The 13,518-nt window shown below is 68.0% G+C and carries 14 protein-coding genes; 9 read left to right on the top strand and 5 right to left on the bottom strand.

All coding sequences use genetic code 11. The annotated features are described in order from the left end of the window. Positions 1–227 precede the first annotated feature (227 nt). From ettA to Q9G87_RS06130, 3 genes are all read left to right on the top strand, one after another. On the top strand, positions 228–1,892 hold the full coding sequence (gene ettA, locus Q9G87_RS06140) for an energy-dependent translational throttle protein EttA (RefSeq protein ID WP_305915212.1): 1,665 nt from the start codon (positions 228–230) through the stop codon (positions 1,890–1,892). Between the two features lie 175 nt (positions 1,893–2,067). Next, the gene (locus tag Q9G87_RS06135; RefSeq protein WP_305915211.1) at positions 2,068–2,580 is read left to right on the top strand and encodes a VOC family protein; all 513 of its coding nucleotides are present in this window, start codon (positions 2,068–2,070) and stop codon (positions 2,578–2,580) included. Positions 2,581–2,777: 197 nt separating this feature from the next. Beyond that, positions 2,778–3,029 carry an SCO4226 family nickel-binding protein gene (locus tag Q9G87_RS06130; RefSeq protein WP_305915210.1) on the top strand — a complete coding sequence of 84 codons (252 nt, stop codon included), beginning with the start codon at positions 2,778–2,780 and terminating at the stop codon, positions 3,027–3,029. A gap of 4 nt (positions 3,030–3,033) precedes the next feature. Here Q9G87_RS06130 and Q9G87_RS06125 read toward each other — a convergent pair whose 3' ends face one another. After that, positions 3,034–3,480 carry an NUDIX hydrolase gene (locus tag Q9G87_RS06125; protein ID WP_305915209.1) on the bottom strand — a complete coding sequence of 149 codons (447 nt, stop codon included), beginning with the start codon at positions 3,478–3,480 and terminating at the stop codon, positions 3,034–3,036. 89 nt (positions 3,481–3,569) lie between these two features. Between Q9G87_RS06125 and Q9G87_RS06120 the strand changes: the two genes are divergently transcribed. From Q9G87_RS06120 to Q9G87_RS06110, 3 genes are all read left to right on the top strand, one after another. Further along, positions 3,570–4,181 (top strand): TetR/AcrR family transcriptional regulator, encoded by a 612-nt coding sequence (locus Q9G87_RS06120; RefSeq protein ID WP_305915208.1) that lies wholly within the window; start codon positions 3,570–3,572, stop codon positions 4,179–4,181. Between the two features lie 78 nt (positions 4,182–4,259). Next, entirely contained in the window at positions 4,260–4,679 is a 420-nt protein-coding gene (locus Q9G87_RS06115; protein ID WP_371825740.1) for an acyl-CoA thioesterase, read from the top strand. Beyond that, positions 4,676–5,839, top strand: a complete 1,164-nt coding sequence (locus tag Q9G87_RS06110; protein ID WP_305915206.1) for an MFS transporter — start codon at positions 4,676–4,678, stop codon at positions 5,837–5,839. The genes Q9G87_RS06115 and Q9G87_RS06110 overlap by 4 nt, the downstream gene beginning before the upstream one ends. Here Q9G87_RS06110 and Q9G87_RS06105 read toward each other — a convergent pair. The 4 genes from Q9G87_RS06105 to Q9G87_RS06090 form a co-directional block, all read right to left on the bottom strand. After that, positions 5,834–7,336, bottom strand: a complete 1,503-nt coding sequence (locus Q9G87_RS06105; RefSeq protein WP_305915205.1) for a glycoside hydrolase family 13 protein — start codon at positions 7,334–7,336, stop codon at positions 5,834–5,836. The two genes, Q9G87_RS06110 and Q9G87_RS06105, sit on opposite strands and share 6 nt — an antisense overlap. Before the next feature lie 18 nt (positions 7,337–7,354). Continuing rightward, positions 7,355–7,735 carry a globin gene (locus Q9G87_RS06100; RefSeq protein WP_305915204.1) on the bottom strand — a complete coding sequence of 127 codons (381 nt, stop codon included), beginning with the start codon at positions 7,733–7,735 and terminating at the stop codon, positions 7,355–7,357. A gap of 10 nt (positions 7,736–7,745) precedes the next feature. Beyond that, positions 7,746–8,609 (bottom strand): mechanosensitive ion channel family protein, encoded by an 864-nt coding sequence (locus tag Q9G87_RS06095; RefSeq protein ID WP_305915203.1) that lies wholly within the window; start codon positions 8,607–8,609, stop codon positions 7,746–7,748. 564 nt (positions 8,610–9,173) lie between these two features. Then, positions 9,174–9,458, bottom strand: coding sequence for a hypothetical protein (locus Q9G87_RS06090; RefSeq protein ID WP_305915202.1), 285 nt, complete (start codon positions 9,456–9,458; stop codon positions 9,174–9,176). Positions 9,459–9,733: 275 nt separating this feature from the next. On the opposite strand from Q9G87_RS06090, the gene Q9G87_RS06085 reads away from it, so the two are divergent. The 3 genes from Q9G87_RS06085 (at position 9,734) to Q9G87_RS06075 (ending at position 13,373) form a co-directional block, all read left to right on the top strand. Continuing rightward, on the top strand, positions 9,734–11,284 hold the full coding sequence (locus Q9G87_RS06085; RefSeq protein WP_305915201.1) for an XRE family transcriptional regulator: 1,551 nt from the start codon (positions 9,734–9,736) through the stop codon (positions 11,282–11,284). After that, positions 11,281–11,769, top strand: coding sequence for a GNAT family N-acetyltransferase (locus Q9G87_RS06080; protein WP_305915200.1), 489 nt, complete (start codon positions 11,281–11,283; stop codon positions 11,767–11,769). Before Q9G87_RS06085 ends, Q9G87_RS06080 begins: the two co-directional genes overlap by 4 nt. Before the next feature lie 341 nt (positions 11,770–12,110). Further along, positions 12,111–13,373 (top strand): DMT family transporter, encoded by a 1,263-nt coding sequence (locus tag Q9G87_RS06075; RefSeq protein WP_305915199.1) that lies wholly within the window; start codon positions 12,111–12,113, stop codon positions 13,371–13,373. Positions 13,374–13,518: the final 145 nt, after the last annotated feature.

Below are 13,518 nucleotides of genomic sequence, written 5' to 3'. Positions count from 1 at the left end.
CGGACGTTCGCACGCGCCGGTTGAAGGGCGGTGTTCGCGCCAGCGCTGCGGTGCAGTCCCGTGGCCTGGTGCAGGGAGTCTGGCCGCAGCGCTGCGGTGCCATTCCGTGGCCTGGTGCTGGGCATCTGACGGTGTCGCCCAGCGTCTGGCCTGGTCGTGTCGGGGCCTGGGGCGCTCCTGGGGAGGAGCGGCGGAAGCCCGGGTCGGGAGCCCCTAAGCTAGAGGACATGCCGGAGTACATCTACACGCTGCAGCGCGTGCGCAAAGCGCACGGCGACAAGGTTGTCCTTGACGACGTCACGCTGTCGTTCCTGCCCGGAGCCAAGATCGGTGTCCTGGGGCCGAACGGCACCGGGAAGTCGACGCTGCTCCGGATGATGGCCGGCCTGGAGCAGCCGTCCAACGGCGAGGCCCGGCTCATGCCCGGCTTCACGGTCGGCATGCTCCAGCAGGAGCCGCCGCTCAACGAGGAGAAGACCGTCCTCGGTAACGTCCAGGAGGGCGTAGCCGAGACGATGGCGATGCTTCATCGCTTCAACGAGATCGCCGAGCAGATGGCCACCGACTACAGCGACGAGCTGATGAACGAGATGGGCAAGCTGCAGGATCAGCTGGAGCATCGCAACGCTTGGGATCTTGACAGCCAGCTGGAGCAGGCGATGGACGCCCTGCGGTGCCCGCCGCCCGACGCCGAGGTGACCAAGTTGTCCGGTGGCGAGCGGCGCCGGGTCGCGCTGTGCAAGCTGCTGCTGGAGGCGCCCGACCTGCTGCTGCTCGACGAGCCCACCAACCACCTCGACGCCGAGAGCGTGCAGTGGCTGGAGCAGCACCTGGAGAAATACGCCGGCACCGTGCTGGCCGTCACCCACGACCGCTACTTCCTCGACAACGTCGCCGGCTGGATCCTGGAGTTGGACCGCGGCCGCGCCTACGCCTACGAGGGCAACTACTCCACCTACCTGGAGCTCAAGGCCCAGCGGCTCAAGGTCGAGGGGCAGAAGGACGTCAAGCGCAAGAAGCGCTTGGAGGACGAGCTCGAGTGGGTCCGGTCCAACCCGAAGGCCCGCCAGACCAAGAGCAAGGCCCGCCTCCAGCGCTACGAGGAGATGGCGGCCGAAGCGGATAAATACCGCAAGCTGGACTTTGAGGAGATCCAGATCCCGCCGGGCCCGCGCCTGGGCACCACGGTGATCAAGTCCGACGAGCTCACCAAGGGCTTCGGTGACCGGCTGCTGATGGAAGGGCTGACGTTCGACCTGCCCCGCAACGGCATCGTCGGCATCATCGGCCCCAACGGCGTCGGCAAGACCACGCTGTTCCGCATGATCACCGGTGGCGAGACGCCTGACAAGGGGTCGATCACGGTCGGCGACACCGTCAAGATCTCATACGCGGACCAGAGCCGCGGCGGCATCGACCCGAACAAGAATGTCTGGGAGGTCGTCTCCGACGGGCTCGACCACATCAAGGTCGGCAACGTGGAGATGCCGTCGCGGGCGTACATCGCGGCGTTCGGTTTCAAGGGCCCTGACCAGCAGAAGAAGGCGGGGGTCCTGTCGGGTGGCGAGCGCAACCGGCTCAACCTGGCGCTCACCCTCAAGCAGGGCGGCAACGTCCTGCTGCTCGACGAGCCCACCAACGACCTCGACACGGAGACGCTGTCTTCGCTGGAGAACGCCCTGTTGGACTTCCCGGGCTGCGCCGTCATCACCTCGCACGACCGGTGGTTCCTCGACCGCATCGCCACGCACATCCTGGCGTGGGAGGAAGGCTCCAACTGGTTCTGGTTCGAGGGCAACTTCGCCGACTACGAGAAGAACAAGATCGAACGGCTGGGTGCCGACGCGGCGCGCCCGCACCGGGTGACGTACCGGAAGCTGCACCGCGACTGAGTCGCGCGAATCAACAGGCGTGTGAGCGGCCGGCCCGCTCACACGCCTGTTGTCGTGTGAGCGGCGGACATGTCCGCCCGCTGTGGGTGGACATGTCGCCCACAGCGCCCGACCTCGAGACCGGTCAACCGCTAGAATCAAATTCTAGGATTGGTCTGGAGTGAGGAGTCGTGCGTTGGACCTGGAACTGGACGGCCTCGAGGTGACCTTCGACCACACGGCCGTGGCCGCGCCCCGGATCAGGGACCTGCTGGCCATTTACCGCGATCTGCTCGGCGGGCGGCACCTCGGCGGCGGTGGCGACAACCAGGTCGCCGGCTACCGGACGCTGCAGCTCTCGTATGCCAACGGGAGCAAGGTCGAGCTCATGGAGCCCCTGGCCGGCTCGGCCTTCTTCGACAGCTTCTTCGAGCTCACCCGGGGCCGCGGCGGTGTCCACCATCTGAACTTCCACGTCGACGATCTCACCGCGGCCGTCGCCCGGCTCACCGGCCGCGGTTACCGCCTGCACGGGCTCAATCGGTCCGATCCGCGCTGGCAGGAGGTGTTCCTGCACCCGAAGGAGGCGCACGGCGTCTTGATCCAGCTCGCCCAGCCCGGTCCGAGGGACATTGCCGATTGGCGGCCGACCTTGGAGGACGTGCTGTCCGGCCGCGGCTGGGACGGCAACGGCGTCCCCAGTCCTTGAGGGCTTCTCAGCCCTTGAGCCTCCAGCCCTGGAGCCCGCGCGCTGGAGTCCGTGTGCTGGAGTCCGCGCCCTCGAGTGCTCGCCCTCGAGTCCGCGTCCTGGAGTCCCGACCGACCGCCCCACCCGGCCTTCTTGGCGGGGGAGACGATTCGGACCGACTATCCGGGAAAGGTCACCAATAGGGGGAGGGATACACGATGGCGAAGTTCATGGACGTGCACACCGGATTCGCCGGCGCGACGGAGGGCCAGTTGCGCGAGGAGCACGAGCGGGACCTGGCGATCGAGGAATCCGAGGGCGTGCACTTCGAGCACGCCTGGCTCGACCCGGAGTCGGGCAAGGTGTTCTGCCTGTCGACCGGGCCGTCCAAGGAGGCGGTCCTGCGGGTGCACGAGCAGGCCGGGCATCCGACGAACGAGATCTACGAGGTTCCCGTCGAGATCGAATAGCATGCTAAAGGAGTCGGCCGCTCCGGTGGAGCTGGTCGAAAATGATCTGATCGACCGGGGCCACGCGGTCCCGGTCGGCGTACGTGAGCCAGACCACCTCGTCGATCTCGCTGCTCGGCGTCGGAGTGCCCTGGTGCCGGGCGGTGTAGCAGATCATCCGCACGATGACCCCGTCGGGGTGACTGTCGGCCTGTGCCTCGAACGTACCGAAGTACGCCGCGCTTCTCGGGACGATGGCGACGGCGAGCTCCTCGTCGATCTCCCTGACCAGCGTGTCGAGGTCGCTCTCACCCGGTTCCCGTTTGCCGCCGGGCAGGTAGTAGACGTCCTTGCCGCGCGATCGGGTGCTGAGGATCTTCCGGTCCTCCAGGTGGATCCAGGCGACTTTGTCGAAGATCGTGGTCAATGCCGTCCTTCCGTTCGTGCTCATGGGCGCCTGCCGGCCCGTCATGCCATGATCCTCCTACCGGCACGCGTCGCGCTGGAAAACATGAGGTCGTAGAGCGGGATTCTAGAATTCGTCAGCGGTACGATCCCCTCATGGCACGTAAGTCCTCGTGGGAGTGGAGCCGTACGGCACAGACCCGCAAGAGCATGCTCCAGGCGGCACGCGAGGTCTTCAGCGAGCACGGATTCGCCGACTCCAGCGTCTCCGAGGTGGTCGCCCGCGCCGGGTCCAGCGTCGGCAGCCTCTACCACCACTTCGGCGGCAAGACCGAGTTGTTCCTCGCGCTCTACGAGGACCACCAGGCGGCGCACGAGCAGGCGTCGGCGGCCAGCGTGGCCGCGGCCAAGAAGGCCGGGGTGGACGATCCGGTCGAGTTGCTGATCTCGGGGGCGCGGGCGTACCTCGACGGGGTCTGGGAGCGGCGGGACCTGGTCAGGTTGTTCATCGACGGGGATGGGCCGCCCGGGTTCGAGCTGATCCGCCGGACCAGAGGGCGGGAGTGGGTACGCCAGAACGCCGTGCTGCTCGGGGCCGGTGGGGATCCGCTCGACCGGTTCACCGTGGCCGTGTTGACCAGCATCATCGGGGAGGCCGCCCGCGAGGTCGCCACCTCCGACACGGAGGACGAGGCACGCGAGGTCATCGAGGCCGCGATGGCCCTGATCCGCAGGCTCGACCCGCTGAAGGTCCTCGAAGACGGCTGACCCACGGCTGAGGGGTGACGGGCCAGGCGCCGGGGGCGGCATGGTTGCCGCCGACGGGGGGCCGGTACGGTGGCGGACGTGGTTGAACGTACCCCGGCCCAACGGCACACCTATCCCCGCACGGTGAGATTCGCCGACATCGACTCCCAAGGCCATGTGAACAACGTGCGCTTCCTCGACTACCTGGAGGACGCCCGCTTCGGCATGTTCGCCATCGACCTCCACAACGCGGGCGAGGAGCCGTTCAAAGGCCTGGTCGTGACCCGACACGAGATCGACTACCGCCGCCCGCTGGGCTTCCGCCCCGACCCGGTGCGGGTGGAGACCTGGGTGGAGGAGATCAGACCGGTACGGTTCACCCTGCGCTACGAGATCCGCGACGACGACCAGGTCTACGTCACGGCCATGTCGGTCATCGCCGCCTACGACGTCGAGCGGGCCGCCCCGCGCAGGCTCAGCGAGAGCGAGCTGGCTTACCTCAAACGTTTCTCCGTATGAGGCGCTGGTGGATGCTGGCGCTGGGCGTCAACGCCCATGCCAGTGTCACCTTGGGGTTGTTCGCCCTACCCCTGGTCATGCCGGAAATCATGCGACATTTCGGTGTGTCGCTGACGGTGGCGGGAATCATGGCGAACGCCCCGGCCTTTGGCATCCTCCTCGCCCTCGTCGCCTGGGGAGCGCTCGCCGACCGGCACGGCGAGCGGCTGGTCCTGGGCATCGGCGTGAGTCTGGCCGCCGTGTCATTCGCCGCCGTCGCGTTCGTCGACCGGGCATGGGCCGTGGTCGTGTTGCTCGCCCTGGCCGGCGCGGCGGGCTCGGCCGCGATGGTCGGTGGCGGGCGGATCGTGCTGCGCTGGTTCCAGCCTCCCGAGCGCGGCGTCGCCATGGGCCTGCGCCAGGTCTCTTTCACGCTCGGCATGGCCGTCGGCGCGTTCACGCTGCCGCCCGTCGCCCGGGCGCACGGCCTGCCCGGCGTGCTCCTGGTCTGTGCGGGCACGAGCCTGCTCGCCGCCGTGCTGGCCGCGATCTTCCTGGCCGAGCCGCCGCACGAGCTCGCCGGCCGCGGCACGGCGCTGGCGGGCTCGCCGTACCGGCAACCGGCGTTGTGGCGGGTGCACGCCACCAGCGCGCTGCACGTGGTGCCGCAGATCGTGGTCAGCACGTACGGCGTGAGCTGCCTGGTCGAGCTCTACGGCTGGGACGATGTGGAGGCGGGGCGCTTGTTCGGCGTGGCGGCGATCGGCGGGGCCGTCATCCGCATCGCGGCGGGGCGGTGGTCCGACCGGACGGGGCTGCGCATGCGGCCCCTGCTGCTGATCACGTTCGCCAACGTCGGCGTGCTGGCGCTGCTGGCCGGCGGCACGCTCACCCGCACCTGGCTCGGGCCCGCGATGCTCGCGCTGGCCGCGGTGATGACCGTGGCCGGCAACGGGCTCGCCTACCTGGCGGCGGGCGAGCTCGCCGGCCCCGCGTCGGCGGGCAGGGTGCTCGGCACCCACAACACCATCCAGAACTCCGTTTCCCTGGTCGCCACTCCCCTGGCCGGGGTGTTGATGGAGAGCGTGGGGTTCTGGGCGGGCTTCGCGGCGGGGCTGGCGTTCACGCTGCTGTCCGTGCCCGTCGTCCCCGTCCGCGGCGAGCGCCCGAAGGGCTTATGACGACAACCACACGGCCGTGTCGGGCGGCAGCAGGTCCCGCTTGAGCGGCCCGCTCGCCATCAGTACGCTGTCGTGCTCGGGCAGGCGTACCGGCCGAGTGCCGCAGTTGATTGCGCAGATCAACCGGCCGCGGGTGAAGAAAAGTGCACCCTCGGGAGAGTCCAGCCACTCCAGGGTGTAAGGAATTTCCCTCACCACGTCCCGGCGGCAGGCCAGCGCCCGCCTGTAGAACTCGAGCGTCGAGTCGGCGTCCCCCTCCTGCTTCTCAACGCTCAACTCGGCGAACGTCGCCGGCTGCGGCAGCCACGGCTCCACCCCGCCCTGGGCGAACCCGTACGAGGGCGTGTCCACCGTCCACGGGATCGGCACCCGGCACCCGTCCCGCCCGGGCAGATTGCCCTCCGACTGGAAGAACACCGGGTCCTGCTTGGCCTCCGCCGGCAGGTCGGTCACCTCGGGCAGCCCCAGCTCCTCGCCCTGGTAGAGATAGGCGGAGCCGGGCAGGGCCAGCATGGTCAGCAGCGCCGCCCTGGCCCGCGCGAGGCCGGTGCCGGGGTCGGCCGTCTCGTAGCGGGTGCGGTGCCGTACGACGTCGTGGTTGGACAGCACCCAGGTCGCGAACGGCACGGTGCCGAGCGTGTCGTCGATGACCTTCTTGAACGCCGTCGGCGACCACGGCGCCTGCAGCCACGCGAAGTTGAAGCTCTGCTGCAGCTCGTCGGGACGCAGGTAGAGGGCGAGGTCCTCGGAGCTGTCGGTCCACACCTCGCCCACGGCCATGCGCTCGCCCGGATAGCTGTCGAGCAGCCGTCGCCAGTCGCGGTAGACATTGTGGACCTCGGGCTGCCCCCACACCGGGGAGACCGCCTTGAACGACTGGTCGCCGACGTCCGGCAGGCCCGCCGCCTTGTACAGGCCCATCGCCACGTCGATGCGGAACCCGTCCACGCCCCGGTCCAGCCAGAACCGCAGGATGTCCAGGAACTCCCGGTGCACCTCGGGATTGCGCCAGTTGAAGTCGGGCTGCCCGGGAGCGAACAGATGCAGGTAGTACTGGCCGTCCGCCACCCGCGTCCAGGCAGGGCCGCTGAAGGTGGACTGCCAGTTGTTGATCGTGTCGCGGAAGATGTATCGGTCACGGCCCTCGCCCCGCAGCGCCGCCTGGAACCAGGGATGCTCGGAGGAGCTGTGGTTGGGCACGATGTCCACCAGCACCCTGAGCCCCAGCCCGTGCGCGTCGGCGACCAGCGCGTCGAAGTCGGCCAGCGAGCCGAACAGCGGATCGACGCCGCGGTAGTCGCTCACGTCGTAGCCCCCGTCGGCCATGGGGGAGGGGTAGAACGGCGTCAGCCAGATGGCGTCGACCCCCAGCCGTCGCAGGTACGGCAGGTGTTGCCGCACCCCGGCCAGGTCGCCGACGCCGTCTCCCGAGGCATCGGCGAAGCTGCGAACATAGATCTCGTAGACGACGGCATCACGCCACCAGGGGATATCCATGTGGCGTCTCATGCCCCGTTATACGGCTGAGTTCACCAGGCTGTGGGCCGCGTAGACCAGATAGTCCCAGAGCTTGGTCTCCAGCTCGTCCGGGAGATCGAGCGAGTCGACCGCGTCCCGCATGTGCCGCAGCCAGGCGTCCCGCTCCGGCTCGCCGATCACGAACGGCATGTGCCGCATGCGCAGCCGCGGGTGGCCGCGCTGCTCGCTGTAGGTCTTGGGGCCACCCCAGTATTGGATCAGGAAGCCCCGCAGCCGCTCCTCGGCGCCCGTCAGGTCGGGCTCCGGGTAGAGCGGCCGCAGCACCGGGTCTTCGGCGACTCCCTCGTAGAAGCGGTGCACGAGGCGGCGGAAGGTCTCCTCGCCTCCGACGGCGTCGTAGAAGGAGGTCTCAGTCACGCTCATTAGCTTATGCCGTGGGAACCATCGTGACGCCCGCGGCGTCCAGCGCGGCCTTGACCCTGAGCCTGAGCTGCCTGGCCACCTCCGCCTGAGCGGACGGCAACGTCTTGGCGGTGATGCGGAACACCAGCGAGCTGTCCGACAGCTGCTCCACGCCGAACACCTGCGGCTGCTCCACGATCTTGGCCTCGCGCAGCTCGGGGTCGGCCCAGATCTCCTCCGCGACGTGCTCCAGCAGCACCTTCACGGTCACGACGTCGGCGTCGTAGGCCACCGGCACGTCCATATAGGCCCGCGACCAGCCCTGCGACTCGTTGCCGACCCTGGTGATCGTGCCGTTGCGGACATACCAGACGCGGCCGTCCACGTCGCGCAGCCTGGTGACGCGCAGCGTCACGGCCTCGACCGTGCCCACGGCGGGGCCCACGTCGATCACGTCGCCGACGCCGTACTGGTCCTCCAGCAACATGAACATGCCCGCGATGAAGTCCTTGACCAGCTCCTGAGCACCGAAGCCGATGGCCACGCCGAGAATGCCGACGCTGGTCAGCAGCGGCGCGATCGGGACGGTGAGCCGCTCGAGCACGGTCAGCGCCGCGGTGCCCATGATGACGATCGAGGCGACGTGCTTGAGCACCGACCCCATCGTCTCGGCCCGCTGCTTGCGCCGCTCGTGCAGCAACGCGTCGATGCCGTCGGTCGCGGCGGCTCTGCGGAACCTGTTCGTGAGCGAGCCACCTGTCGCCGCGCGACTGACCACCCGCGCGATCACCTTGTGGGCGATCTTGCGGATCACGAACGCGAGCACGACGATCAGCACGATCACGATCGCGCTCGACACCAACCCCGCCCAAGGCGCATTCCCAAACATCGCGACCAGGCTAGAGCAAAGCGGGTCATCTGTGCAGGTCGTGGCCATCTGCTGAGCCACTTTGTCCATGTCGGGAAGGCCTGATGGCGTCGACTCGGGCGGTGGCGACGGCGTCACCAGCAGTAACACTGAGTGGATCCCCCTCCGGAAGCGGTTCGGCCCGGCTGCTTGGACCGTTTCGATCTCGATCCAAAATACCGCCGGCCGAACCGCCCGCCGTCACATCACGCCGGGGAAGACGGGGTCGCCTGCTCTCTGGGCCGCGGAGGGAGAGAGCCGGCGCTCCGGTGACGGACGGCTCGGAGCAGGACACACACCCGGAAGCATGTCCCGCGCCGGTTCCGAGAGGGATCCCTCGAACACCCGCCCGGCGGACCGGTCGGGTGGCTTGGTGCGTACGGGTGCGAGCCGTACGGAAGGTGACGCGATGAAAAGCGGAACCGGCGGAGTGACCAGGGCCCCGGCATACCAGGACCCTCCGCACCGGTCACCCCGCCGGCTCCGTATGGCCGCGGTGGGTGCGGTGAGCCGCGGTGGCTGCGCTCCACCCGGATCACCGCGTCGTCACTCTCCCACCGCGGCGAGCACACGGGCGACCTTCGTCGCCGCACCGGCCGGGTCGTCGGCCGTGTGCATCCGCTCGCCCCAGGACCAGCAGTACCACCAGTCCGGGATGTCGGACACGGCCGTCGGCCGACAGGTCACGTTCTCGGACAGGCTGGTCGCGTTCGGGTTGATCACCCGTACGAACCGGCGCCCGCTCTGCGCCCTGACTACTCGTGCGAGCAACCCGAGCGCGCCGAGTTCGGCCACGAGACGCTCCAATAGCTCGAAGTCGTCGTCCCCCACCGTTCTCGTCCTCCCTACGATCGCTGCTGGTGGGCCAAAGATGTCTCATGTCGGCGGCGGACGCAACGCGTGGTTCTTCGCTACAGGGAGTTGCTTTTCCCTCGTGGGTTGTAAGAAACAGCCCCTCGGAGGACGATCCTTAACCGTAATCTGGAGAACGGCGTTTCCAAGCCGCCCTCATTGCTTCATAGTCATGGGTAGGCGCACAGCAACCTGGCGACTACCATCAGTCACCAGTTGTGGACCGGTCGAGACTTGCGTTGAGAGGGGCCGGGATGACCGGCAGGCAGCACAGGGAGACGGAGATCGCGCGACGGATCCGGGCCGCTGGCCTGGCCGCCGGGCGCACGTCGGCCCAGATAGCTGATGAAATCCATGAGGCGTGCACGACCCACTTCAGCACGACCCGCATCAAGGCGCACCGTCTGTCCCAAGGGATCGCGCTGGCCGATGTCATCGAGCAGGTCAGAGCCCTGTTCGAGCGTGACAAGAAGCCGATGCCGGGGATCGGCGAGACGCTCCTGTCGGCGTACGAGAGCGGGCTCAAGCGCCCCGGACCCGAATACCTGCACTACCTGTGCACCGTCTACCGCGTCGAGCCGGCCTCGCTCGGCTACGAAGGACCGTGCATCTGCGGCCACGGCCATCGGATGCCTGCCCTGAACGGTGAAGTGCGCGAACGCGCCCCGGTCTTGCCGATGGAGCGCGAGCTCGTCATCCATCCGATGGGGCCTGACCCGGACGCCCAGGAAGACGAGAACATTCTTCGCCGCATGCTCTTAAATCTTCTCAACGTGGACACCTCCCCCCTTGCGGAGCTCGACGGTCCTGTTCTCGGAGCCTGCGAGGGCATCAGGCGCCGGATGGACGAGACTCTCGTGTCGGCCACCGTGTCGGCGGCGATGCTGGACCAGTGGGAGGAGGCGACGAGCAGTTTCGGCCGCCAATACACCACGACGGCCCCGCTGCGACTGCTGTGCGACGTGCTGCTGGAGCTCAGCGCCGTGCGCACGGCCATGTCCCGCCGCCAGCCGACGGACCTGGCCGAACGCCTGTGCAGGATGGCCGCCCAGCTGTCCGGGCTGAGCGGCATGATTCTGATCAACCTCGGCGATCACCGACTGGCCCGCGCATTCTTCCGCACCGGGCGCACCGCGGCCGACGAGACGGGCGACCGCGCGCTGCGTGCGTGGGTGTGCGCCCGGGAGTCCCTCGTCCCCCTCTACTTCGGCGACGCCCGTGAGGCGCTGCACCTGGCCAAGAAGAGCCGGGACCTGGCCGGCTCGATGCCGTGCCCGGCACAGGCCATGGCGCCGGTCGTCGAGGCCAGGGCGCTGGCCATGATGTCCGGGGCGGACAGCAAGAAGGAGGTCGTCGACCAGGCCAAGCGCGCGCTGGCCCGGGCCAGGAACGCCTTCTCGCACATGCGCGAGGAGGACCAGGAGGACGTGGCGTTCGGCTACACCGAGAAGCAGCTCTTCTTCTACCAGGGCGACGTGCTCACCAAGCTGGGCCAGACGATCGAGGCGGAGGTGGTTCTCGACCAGGCCCTGACCAAATACGAGGACCACATCGTCGACCAGACGCTGATCAGGCTCGACCAGGCGCAGTGCCGCCTCATCGACGGCGACGTCGACGAGGCGCTCTCCATCGGCACCAAGGCGCTGCGGCTGGTGGGCGACGAATACCTGACCGATTTCATCGTGCGTCCGGCCCTGGCGCTTGAGCAGGCGATCATGTCCAAGAACGCCGACGCTCCAGGACTCGAAGATTTCCGGTCCGCGTTGCGGCGGTCCAAGAACCAAGTGAAAGGGGGCGGTGCATGAAGTTGACGATCCGGCGCTATCGCTGGTCCGATCTGGACACCATCCTCGCGCTCCATCGGATCTGTCTCGCTCAGGTCGGCCTGGTCCCCGGCGACGGCGTCTACTACGACGACGACTTCCCGCGCATCCAGGAGATCTACCTGGCATGCGGCGGGGACTTCCTCGTGGGCGAGGTGTCCTCGCGGGTCGTCGCCATGGGCGGGCTGAAACCCGTGGACACCATGACGGCGGAGATCTGCCGGCTGAGAGTCCATCCCGAGTTCCAGCGGCGTGGCTTCGGCGCGGCCATGCTCGTCGCGCTCGAGCAGCGCGCGGTGGAGCTCGGGTTTCACAGCGTCATCGGAGACACGACACTCAACCAGGAGGCCGCGCTCGCGTTGTACGAGCGCCAGGGCTGGCGGGAGCTGTCCAGGCGGCGCGTGGGCGACCTGACCGTCGTCTACGGTGAGAAACGTCTGGTCGTGCCGGCCGTCCTCGAGCTCTGACCGCCCATAGACCACGTCTGTGGACGGGATCCCCGCAGTTCCCGAACGGCCCCACCGACCCCCTCCTGGGGCCGCACCCCGGTGACCACCCCCGGATACCCCGGCGTGACGTCCCCGCCGATCTCCGCCGTCAGACGGCGTGACTTGCTCCCGGTGCATTTCCCGCAGGAAGAACTCATTTCCCATTTACGGGACATGATGGAAAATCCGCGGCTCAGGCGGTCTCCTGGTATGGATGTGCAAGCCCGTGGGTGAGGGTCTTAACTCCGAGTGGTAGAGGAACCTCACCGGCTGCTCCCTGTACATCACCGGCTGCAAATTGTAGTGAGATGCTTTTGGGCATGACAGTCGTGCCTGCTCCCCGCCCCCTCCTGGGAGCCGTGCTTCTGTTGTTCGTCAGCGCCGCTTGGGGGTCGGCGTTCCCACTGATGAAGGATCTCATCGAGCGGTTACCAGTCGAGGATCTGCTCGCCGAGCGCTATCTGATCGCCGCGCTGACGCTTCTCCTCATCAAGCCAAACTGCTTTCGGGGGCTTCCACGGGGCACGTGGATCAACGGGGCCGTTCTCGGGGTCATATTCGGGATCGGGCAGACCGCCCAGGCCATCGCGCTGGGAAGCCTGCCGTCGGCCGTGTCGGGGTTCGCCGTCGGGTGCAGTGTCGTCATCACGCCGATCCTGGCGCTCATCCTCTTCAAGTCCAGGGTGCCGCGCCGGATCTGGGCAGGCGTCGCGCTGGCTCTGGCCGGAATGACCGCGTTCACCCTGATGCGCGGGGTCGAACAGCACGAGTTCTCGCTGATCGCGCTCGCGGCCACGCTCTTCGCGGCCGGACTCTACGCCGGCCACACGCTCATGCTCGGCCAGTTGTCCAAGCGCGGCACGTTCCACCCCTACGCGCTGACCGTGATCCAGCTCTTCACCATCGGGCTGCTGACGGGGGTCGTCGGGGCGCGCGACGGGATCACGCTGCCCGCCGACGCGCCGGACTGGCTGCTGCTGGCGCATCTGTCCGTGATCTCGTGCGCGCTGGGCTTCCTGGCCCGCTCGTACGGCCAGGCGCACGTTCCTCCCGTGCCGAGCGCGATCATGATGTCGTCGCAGCCCCTCTGGGTTGCGGTGATCGCCGTGATCTGGTTCAACGAGCAGGTGGGCTGGAGCATGGTGGTGGGCGGCGGGCTGATGGCGGGGGCGATGTTGCTCGCACTGCCGTCCCGGGAAACCGTGCGCGGCACGGAACGCAAGCGCAAGAACCACGATCTTCTCGTCGTCTCCCGCGCGGCCGCCAAGGCGCTGGCCGACCTGAAGATCAAACGTACGGACCCGCTCCGGCTCGACAGGGGGACGGCGGCGCCGCACGTCGCCAAGGGCGCTTGCGCGGATGTCGCGTCGTGCCCCTGGAACACCCGCTCGCTCAAGGGCGGCGGGGAGCCGAGTGTGGAGCGGCTGATCGAGCGGGCCACCCTCATCGTCCGCGCCAAGAATCTGCCGGGGCCCGGCTGCTGCCGGTCGGTCACGCTGCTGGGTCGTTGCCTGTGCGACTTGATGGGAGAATCCGACCAGGGGCGTAGCACCAGATTGCTCCGCTGGTTTCGGTCCAAATAGGTTACATTATCCAATCAAAAGGCAACTGCTTCTTATCCATGTGCCTCGGGCTTATTCACCGCGAACCTTGATATTCGTAGGGGTGCCCTAATAATGGGGAATCACCCCCGAGTGGAGAGGTACGCGTCATGAAGCGCATCGTCGT

The sequence above is a fragment of the Nonomuraea turcica genome (genome assembly GCF_030718205.1).
In the GTDB taxonomy this organism is placed as follows: domain Bacteria; phylum Actinomycetota; class Actinomycetes; order Streptosporangiales; family Streptosporangiaceae; genus Nonomuraea.
The sequence above is the reverse complement of the archived record's forward strand: the minus strand, read 5'-3'. Positions and strand labels throughout refer to the sequence as shown.

Bases quoted from the DNA above. Each gene is read 5' to 3' on its own strand.
- ettA (WP_305915212.1), top strand. From the start codon at position 228: ATGCCGGAGTACATCTACACGCTGCAGCGCGTGCGCAAAGCGCACGGC.
- Q9G87_RS06130 (WP_305915210.1), top strand. From the start codon at position 2,778: ATGGCGAAGTTCATGGACGTGCACACCGGATTCGCCGGCGCGACGGAG.
- Q9G87_RS06125 (WP_305915209.1), bottom strand. From the start codon at position 3,480: ATGACGGGCCGGCAGGCGCCCATGAGCACGAACGGAAGGACGGCATTG.
- Q9G87_RS06120 (WP_305915208.1), top strand. From the start codon at position 3,570: ATGGCACGTAAGTCCTCGTGGGAGTGGAGCCGTACGGCACAGACCCGC.
- Q9G87_RS06110 (WP_305915206.1), top strand. From the start codon at position 4,676: ATGAGGCGCTGGTGGATGCTGGCGCTGGGCGTCAACGCCCATGCCAGT.
- Q9G87_RS06105 (WP_305915205.1), bottom strand. From the start codon at position 7,336: ATGGATATCCCCTGGTGGCGTGATGCCGTCGTCTACGAGATCTATGTT.
- Q9G87_RS06095 (WP_305915203.1), bottom strand. From the start codon at position 8,609: ATGTTTGGGAATGCGCCTTGGGCGGGGTTGGTGTCGAGCGCGATCGTG.
- Q9G87_RS06085 (WP_305915201.1), top strand. From the start codon at position 9,734: ATGACCGGCAGGCAGCACAGGGAGACGGAGATCGCGCGACGGATCCGG.
- Q9G87_RS06080 (WP_305915200.1), top strand. From the start codon at position 11,281: ATGAAGTTGACGATCCGGCGCTATCGCTGGTCCGATCTGGACACCATC.
- Q9G87_RS06075 (WP_305915199.1), top strand. From the start codon at position 12,111: ATGACAGTCGTGCCTGCTCCCCGCCCCCTCCTGGGAGCCGTGCTTCTG.